The sequence below is a fragment of the Legionella sp. ST3F1 genome (genome assembly GCF_048553315.1).
Lineage (GTDB): Bacteria > Pseudomonadota > Gammaproteobacteria > Legionellales > Legionellaceae > Tatlockia > Tatlockia donaldsonii.
Genome location: NZ_JBLZIO010000035.1, coordinates 1 through 7,081, shown reverse-complemented (window position 1 = coordinate 7,081; position 7,081 = coordinate 1). Strand labels below are relative to the sequence as shown.

Sequence of the window (7,081 nt, the reverse complement as noted above, 5' to 3'; positions counted from 1 at the left end):
CCAAATCAGTTCAAACAGAAGGTGTTAGGTGCCCGTTTTTCTAATTAATGCTGGATCGATTTTGGGGAGAGGATCAATAAGGCAATGAACTCTAATTTAGGTTGTCACTAATTATGGGGGGGTTACACTACCTAATAAATGCATATCGGATTTTATCAGGCTGGGTTCATAATGAAAATTTAACCGAAGAAGATAAAAAACAAATAGAAAGAGTCATTGCAGATATACAATTATTTGGATCCAAAAAAATGATTAATGTTCTTAATAACTTTATTGATAATTACAATAAAGGTGGAGATGTAACTAAACTTCTTGATACTTTAGTTGCAGAACTTCGTAGTGAACTTAAAATGGAACAACTCGATTCCAGAAGAAGATTTTTTTGTTTTAAGTAGGTCAGTTGCGTTTATTGTTTGAATCCGCCTACTCTGAATAGTTTTAAGGTCTAATTTTCGCAGTAATCAGACTTAAGATACTTTTCTAGCTCTCAGTAAAATACCCTACTCTCTCAATATGAAAATACCTTTGGAACGCTGTAATCCTTCTTGATTTTCACCTATTTACCAGGCCTGAGTGTATAAAAATGTTAATTGGCGCCCAACTTTAGCCGAAAGATCTCGCCTTTCATTTCAATAGTATCTCCTGTAACCATCTTTTTTCTTTTTTGTTTTTCTATTATGCCGTTTACCAATACAGTGCCCGAAGCTATCATATCCTTAGCTTCTGCTCCACTCGAGGCGATACCTTCAAATTTAAGAATTTTAAAGAGTTCAACATATTCTTTATTAATGAAAACATCCTTCATATTATTTATTACTCCAGTGATTATGAGTTGTCGCAATCTTTACTTTTTAATGAAGCAAGATAAAGGGTTTCTATTTCAGTCCTTGCCCATGGTGTTTTGCGCAGGAATTTAAGGCTTGATTTGATGCTGGGGTTCGAAGAAAAGCAGTTAATCTTGACTCTTTCCGCCAAGCCTTCCCAGCCATAACAAATCAACAAACTATTTAAGATAGCCTCTAGCGTAATGCCGTGCAGTGGATCATTAGAAGTTCTTTCCATCAACTATACCTTTTTTGTTGCACATTTGGGGTTTAGTCTAGACCTCGCTAAACTCTCCTACTTCAAATACAATCCATCAGACCTAATTGCATTGCGTTGATAATGCACTACCTCTTTATAAATCCATTTTTATTAATTCAAATTTAAAGTATTAATTTCGACAAAATATTAATCTTCTTTATGATCAGAAAACCTTTCTACTAAATTCCTTCAAAATCTGTCGCCCTACGGTTATACAGGCTATCTCGTTAAGCTGCTTTCACTTCAACGAGCATATGAATACCATCATGCTCTAGCGAGTCTTGAATAGCTAAAGCGATAAATTGTTCTACCGGGTAACCTAAAATAGTAGCGAACTCCTTAGCTTTTTTAGCACTAACTATCTTTCTATCATGTTCTAAATCACATAGGTATTGTTTCGAAACACCAAGTCTTTTCGCAAAATCAATCTGACTTTCATCCTCTCCTTGACGTATAGAACGAATAGAGCTTCCTAAAGTCAAACGCCCTACCAATTTTTCCAAATATTTTCGTGCATTAGTAGTCATGTTTATTTACCTCAATTATTGAAATAATAACTATTTCTTTCTGTTCGTTTTCAATATATATAGCTCGATAGGCCTTATTTAAACGAATTGATCGTTGACCCGAGCGCTCCCCTTTTAATGGCTCATCATGATAACCTGGTACAGTTCGTATGCTACCAATACCCAGGCGCTCAACAGAATCGATCCATAACAATAATTTTTCTTTAATATAGCCCGGAACTTTTGTGAGATCTTTCTGCGCTACTTTTGTTAATTCAATTTGGCACGGTTTTATCAATTCAATACCTACCGTATTCTTTAATTTCAATAGTACACTAAATAAGTGTACTTGTCAAACCCACTTCAGTCATTTTAACGGGGATTTTCGATATTCCTCTTGACCTATCCCCCAAAAATAAGCCCATGACAAAATGGTATGTGGTAAAGCGGATAGTTTTTCCTTCTTTCCTATAAATTACTTAATTATTTTGATCAAATTGAAACCACCTTTTGCACCAGGCTGGACCATTATTTAAGGTTAATGCTAATCCTTTTCACGCGTCCTCCTAACTTAATCAAACGGCAGGGGCGCACACAGTAACCTCTTCGTTAGCCACGCCAGGCGTTTTAGGCACGCTGAAACGCTCTGCCTGTTCCATGGCCTTTTCAATGAACTGCGTGACTAGCTCTTCTATGCGTTCTTTATAGCGTTCAAACTCCTGTGTTGTTTTAGGGAGGGATTCGCGCTTAATAGCAGCTTGTGCCTGTTGGTAATAAGGATTAGCAGCACCTACCTCTTTATTGATATGCCAAAATATATCGTCTGGCAACTTCATACACGCTTTCTTTATCGCTTCTCCCGCTTCATTTTTTTCCACAAGTTTAGACATAAACTGGTTATCATAATTAAAGAAACTATAAAGACGATTGGTTTGGGGCGCCGACACAAGCCTGCCTAATTGGCGCTCCTGAAAGCGAACAACGTCATCAAACAAACCTTTGGAGATAACTTTGCTTCTTAACTCTTCAGGTAGTAACTGCGTTATTCGAGCTACCTCAGTCTCATCATCACTAGCAATGATAATGAAGGTTAAGCTGTCGCAATCATGAAATGCCTCATCATAAATTCTTATGATGCCAGCAGGAAGTGTTATCACTTGTAAACTTCTACATTCCCCAAATGCTTCTCCAGCAATAGACGTGACCCCAACAGGAAGGGTTAGCGTTTGTAAGTGGGTACACCCAAAAAATGCTCCAAGTCTAATAGCTGTGATCCCAACAGGAATGGTTAGCGTTTGTAAGTTGACACACCCACAAAATGTCGCAGTATCAATATCTGTGATCCCAGCAGGAAGCGTTAGCGTTTGTAAGTTGACACACTCAAAGAATGCCCCGTCACCAATAGCTGTGATCCCAGCAGGGAGTGTTAGGGTTTGTAGCTTGCTACAACCCCAAAATGCCCCGCTACCAATAGATGTAACCCCAGCAGGAAGCATTAGCGTTTGTAAGTTGGTACAATTCTTAAATGCATAAGGACCAATGGCTGTAACGCCGGCAGGAATTTGACAAGAACCATCGACAATATCGCTCTCACTAACACTAATAAGGGTTTGGCCGCTACGACTTAATTGCATGATGTCTCCACTTATGACTAAGATTTCAAATACCTACTGCATGGGATTACGTATTTAAATCTTGTTAACAAAATTGCTCTAAAAGGTGTTTTAATTTTAGTTAGCTGGCAAAAGCAGAAATTAAAACACTATATAGAGCAATAAAAGTTCAAATTATGCCATAATGGATCATTTTGGTCAATAAAGTAAATAATACCGAGCTTTAACGCTACTCCTGCGGAAGCCGGAAGAGCAGTCGGTGAACCATCCATCAGGCAAGTAACTTAAAGGTCACCTGTTACTCTTGCTTAACGTTAAATCCTAATCTTATAAAACGACCGTTATTCAATAATGCAAATTGCTATAGAAGAACTCCATTTAACTTCCGCCCTACCCTCATTCAGATTCCCATTTCATTATCAAAGTTTCAAAAAATCGAAAAAGATTGGAATTCCTAAAATAGTTCAGATCATCCCCCTCTTCTTGAAGTAATAAGGAAAATGATTTCACCAATAAAAGGGAGCAACTCAATCCCATTCTTAAACATAAATTGATTACTGTTTAACAATCATCTCATCGTCCGCGGATGGCTAGCAGTAGCCTCTTCTCCTTAATAAAACGAAGCTAGACCCTATTATGCATATAGGCTAATAACTGATGTTGTTTAATTTTAGAGCCGTCTATGAGGCATTTAACCAAATATTAAGCTCATATTTTTCTCCTGTAATCCTTGTTATGTTTGCTTGTGCGATTGCAATTCCCACTGTAGTCAATTTAAGTTGACCTAAATTAGTCGTATTCCAATGATTATTAAGAAGTAATAGTTGGGGGGAAATTTCCTCTAAATGTTCCAAAATTTCCTTCTCCGTATATAAATACGCATCGTGTAATTTTTTTATACTTGTGATTTGCTCATTATTCAAACCCAGCTCCCGACCTCTATTCTCAAAGATTAATTTTCAAACAACTCCTCTATAGTAGATTGCATTTCGTCTTGGCGTATCGGAAAATTTCTTTTATTGAAACATTACCACTTAATTCTTGCGCAAAATGCACTCCATGCTTATCAGTTACTTTCTTTAAAAAAGTGTGTCGCAGCTTATGAGGAGTAAATTCAAACTTCTCCTGCTCCGGCAAAAATGCCAGAGCTTGCTTTAGTACCCGCTGGCAAATTCGGTAAACATCCAAGGTCTGTATGCGAGTACCATACCTTGTTATAAATAATGGGTCATCCTCCTGAGCCTGCCTTTTTTCTAAATATTGGTCTAAGTACTCCCTGCTCTCTTGCGGCAATGGAATTTTTTGACTAATACGCTTTGACTTATGGCGCAGCACCTCACATAGGCCCTTTTGTCGATACTGACCTACATTCAAGGAAACCACCTCAGACTCACGAAGCCCTGTACCAAGCAATAAATAAAAAAGTGCCGTTTCCATGAGTGGATCTTGATTCTTGCGGGTACAGCTTTTAATACGTTGCTCACAAGCTGATTTTAGTCTCATTAACTGGCGTGAGGTTAGTCCATTCCAATCCGGTGCTTCAGTTTGTAAGTCTTTGACCTGTGCCAAAGGATCGCCTGCTAAAAGTGGGCGTTGTTGATGAAGCCATCGACCTACATGACGAATGGTGGCCATCGTTCTATTAATAGAAGTAGCTTTGTAAGGTTTTCCTGTTTTCTCTGAAATAGTTTTACACAAATGTTTCTGAAAATGCTTACTGACCGCAGGTGTCCAATTATCTACCAGGTCATGCCCTACTTCCATTTGAAAGAAATTTATAAATTTGGATAAATCTTTCATTTTTGCTTGCTCGGTTTTTTCAGGAGCTCCCTTCACATGGACTGAGTAATAATAGGACAACCAGGCGGACAGTGAATTGGTGTCAAAGTGAACATCTAGGGGATGAAAAATCTTATCTAGGTGAGTAGACCAGCGGAACCTCCCCGCCAGCCTCTCTCAGAACCGGACGTGAACCTCTCGATTCATACGGCTCCCATCAAGCAAAGCCTCTTCCCACACCTACTTGCCAATGTGCAAACAAGGTAGGCTGCTTGTGTTGAATTGACTCTAACATTTTTGCTGCCCTTGTTTTTCCATTGATCTTTTTGTACTTACGCCTGACCCATTTTACCAATACGGAATTGAATTGAGTCCAAATTGGCTCAAGACTCGATGGAGAATATTTACCGTAATATTGCATCCATCCTCTGAGGGTTGGATTACAATAGACAGCTATTTCATCAAGACTTAATTCGACTCTGTATTTCAATTTCCATTTCCTGACTCTATCTCTCATTGCTTTACTGGCCGTAGAGCTCACTGCTGGAGTGAAACTCACAAACATTTTGTTATCGCGACTTCTAACTAATCTAGGCTTAAACTGATAACCCAAAAACTCGAAGGACGTTACAGTATATTTGCCTTTACGGTTGCTGTCTTTACAATAGACTACCTTTGTTTTATCAGGATGTATCTCTAGTCCACATTGATCGAATCTTTGCACAAGTTGATTAAGCAGATCTAAAGACTGCTTTTCCGTTCTACAATGCACAAGTCCATCATCAGCATATCTGCACCACGGCATTTCTGGGTGATTATGCTGCATCCATTTATCAAAAACATAATGTAGAAATAAATTGCTCAATATTGGACTAATTACCCCGCCTTGAGGTGTGCCTTTATCACGATTTATTGTATTGCCATCAGGCATCACAATAGGGGCGGTTAGCCATCGTTTTATATACAGGATAACCCATCTATTTTGAGTATGTTTCTGCACTGCTTTAATAAGTAGATCATGTGGAATATTATCGAATAGACCTTTAATATCAAACTCTAAAAGCCAATCATATTGCCAACATCTTTTTCGAGTAACTCCTACCGCATCAAGCGCTGATTTATTAGGTCGATATCCATAGGAATCTTCTAAAAAGTGAGGATCCACTTCTTGCTCAAACGATAATTTGACTACCATCTGGGCTATGCGATCACTCACCGTGGGGATGCCCAAGGTTCGTGTACCTCCTGATTTCTTCGGAATTAAAACAGCCATAACAGGTGGCGGAAAATAGCTACCCGATGATAATCGGTTCCAAATTTTATAAAGGTTGTCTTTCAGATTTTGTTCAAAATCCATGAGACTTTGTCGATCAATACCGGCTGAGCCTGCGTTAGCTTTAACAAGTTCATAAGCCTCTACCACTTGTTGCTTCGGTATATTGAACACTTTTGTCATCTTTAATATTTCCTCCCAACTTGCGTCGGTTGAATATCCAATCAGACTGCTTGACCCAACTCCTTTGCTCCACAATCATTACAATCGCTTCATCACTACTACGAGTTGGTCCGCCCCAGTGCCTTGTATTGGTACTCTAATCCTCGTGGGATCTCCACTTGGATTCCTCCCTTATCATCAAGACGACTGGTTCCCGCAGTTCCGCAGAAAAGCCAGAATCAGGATCACGCCTCCTTTACGCCGAGCATCATTTATCCAGAACCCAGATTACCGATAAATTTGTCCCGAAGGTTTGAGACGCCTTCGGTTTTGATGCTAATTAATCTCGATTTACGACGCGTCAACAGTGATTCGCTTGCACTCGTCTTCCTAATTCATACCTCGCCAGATCTATGTCTGACTTTCCTCATCACTCACGACCATTACTCTTAACAACAGCCGCATGAGGTGGTTTGAGACCTATCTCTTGGTGATCGATCTCGGTGGGCCTACCACCATCTCTTCCGCAGCTTGCTACGGCATACTCACAAACTTTCGATTTTTTGAATTTTGCTTGTCCAGTAAATTCATAGGGTCTCATTTTTATTTTTTCCTCATTATACCCTGTTTGTGATGGATAAGGTACCGGCCTGTTGTAAAAGGTG

Annotated in this window: 10 protein-coding genes; 1 reads left to right on the top strand and 9 read right to left on the bottom strand. The window is 39.1% G+C overall.

Translation table 11 applies throughout. The features are described 5' to 3' along the window. Positions 1-113: 113 nt before the first annotated feature. Positions 114-395: a hypothetical protein gene (locus tag ACN4Z1_RS15730; protein WP_228364005.1), complete on the top strand. Its 282-nt coding sequence runs from the start codon at positions 114-116 to the stop codon at positions 393-395. A 191-nt stretch (positions 396-586) separates the two neighbouring features. Here the strand turns inward: ACN4Z1_RS15730 and ACN4Z1_RS15725 are convergent, their stop codons facing one another. From ACN4Z1_RS15725 to ACN4Z1_RS15685, 9 genes are all read right to left on the bottom strand, one after another. Continuing rightward, positions 587-805 carry an RNA-binding S4 domain-containing protein gene (locus ACN4Z1_RS15725; protein ID WP_228364006.1) on the bottom strand — a complete coding sequence of 73 codons (219 nt, stop codon included), beginning with the start codon at positions 803-805 and terminating at the stop codon, positions 587-589. 20 nt (positions 806-825) lie between these two features. Then, the gene (locus ACN4Z1_RS15720) at positions 826-1,062 is read right to left on the bottom strand and encodes a VF530 family DNA-binding protein (RefSeq protein WP_228364007.1); all 237 of its coding nucleotides are present in this window, start codon (positions 1,060-1,062) and stop codon (positions 826-828) included. Positions 1,063-1,310: 248 nt separating this feature from the next. Then, positions 1,311-1,610 (bottom strand): helix-turn-helix domain-containing protein, encoded by a 300-nt coding sequence (locus tag ACN4Z1_RS15715; RefSeq protein ID WP_228364008.1) that lies wholly within the window; start codon positions 1,608-1,610, stop codon positions 1,311-1,313. Then, positions 1,600-1,917, bottom strand: coding sequence for a type II toxin-antitoxin system mRNA interferase toxin, RelE/StbE family (locus ACN4Z1_RS15710; RefSeq protein WP_228364009.1), 318 nt, complete (start codon positions 1,915-1,917; stop codon positions 1,600-1,602). Before ACN4Z1_RS15710 ends, ACN4Z1_RS15715 begins: the two co-directional genes overlap by 11 nt. 247 nt (positions 1,918-2,164) lie before the next feature. Beyond that, positions 2,165-3,223, bottom strand: a complete 1,059-nt coding sequence (locus ACN4Z1_RS15705) for a leucine-rich repeat domain-containing protein (protein WP_228364010.1) — start codon at positions 3,221-3,223, stop codon at positions 2,165-2,167. Between the two features lie 659 nt (positions 3,224-3,882). After that, positions 3,883-4,125 (bottom strand): LPO_1073/Vpar_1526 family protein, encoded by a 243-nt coding sequence (locus tag ACN4Z1_RS15700; protein ID WP_228364011.1) that lies wholly within the window; start codon positions 4,123-4,125, stop codon positions 3,883-3,885. 49 nt (positions 4,126-4,174) lie between these two features. Continuing rightward, on the bottom strand, positions 4,175-5,002 hold the full coding sequence (locus ACN4Z1_RS15695) for a tyrosine-type recombinase/integrase (protein ID WP_228364012.1): 828 nt from the start codon (positions 5,000-5,002) through the stop codon (positions 4,175-4,177). A gap of 196 nt (positions 5,003-5,198) precedes the next feature. Beyond that, positions 5,199-6,437, bottom strand: coding sequence for a group II intron reverse transcriptase/maturase (ltrA, locus tag ACN4Z1_RS15690; RefSeq protein WP_228364004.1), 1,239 nt, complete (start codon positions 6,435-6,437; stop codon positions 5,199-5,201). Between the two features lie 409 nt (positions 6,438-6,846). Continuing rightward, positions 6,847-7,081 (bottom strand): hypothetical protein (locus ACN4Z1_RS15685; RefSeq protein WP_419413470.1); only part of this gene is annotated, 235 nt, incomplete at its 5' end.

Excerpts from the sequence above, each read along its gene's own strand:
- ACN4Z1_RS15730 (WP_228364005.1), top strand. The coding sequence starts at position 114 with ATGGGGGGGTTACACTACCTAATAAATGCATATCGGATTTTATCAGGC.
- ACN4Z1_RS15725 (WP_228364006.1), bottom strand. The coding sequence starts at position 805 with ATGAAGGATGTTTTCATTAATAAAGAATATGTTGAACTCTTTAAAATT.
- ACN4Z1_RS15720 (WP_228364007.1), bottom strand. The coding sequence starts at position 1,062 with ATGGAAAGAACTTCTAATGATCCACTGCACGGCATTACGCTAGAGGCT.
- ACN4Z1_RS15715 (WP_228364008.1), bottom strand. The coding sequence starts at position 1,610 with ATGACTACTAATGCACGAAAATATTTGGAAAAATTGGTAGGGCGTTTG.
- ACN4Z1_RS15705 (WP_228364010.1), bottom strand. The coding sequence starts at position 3,223 with ATGCAATTAAGTCGTAGCGGCCAAACCCTTATTAGTGTTAGTGAGAGC.
- ACN4Z1_RS15695 (WP_228364012.1), bottom strand. The coding sequence starts at position 5,002 with ATGAAAGATTTATCCAAATTTATAAATTTCTTTCAAATGGAAGTAGGG.
- ltrA (WP_228364004.1), bottom strand. The coding sequence starts at position 6,437 with ATGACAAAAGTGTTCAATATACCGAAGCAACAAGTGGTAGAGGCTTAT.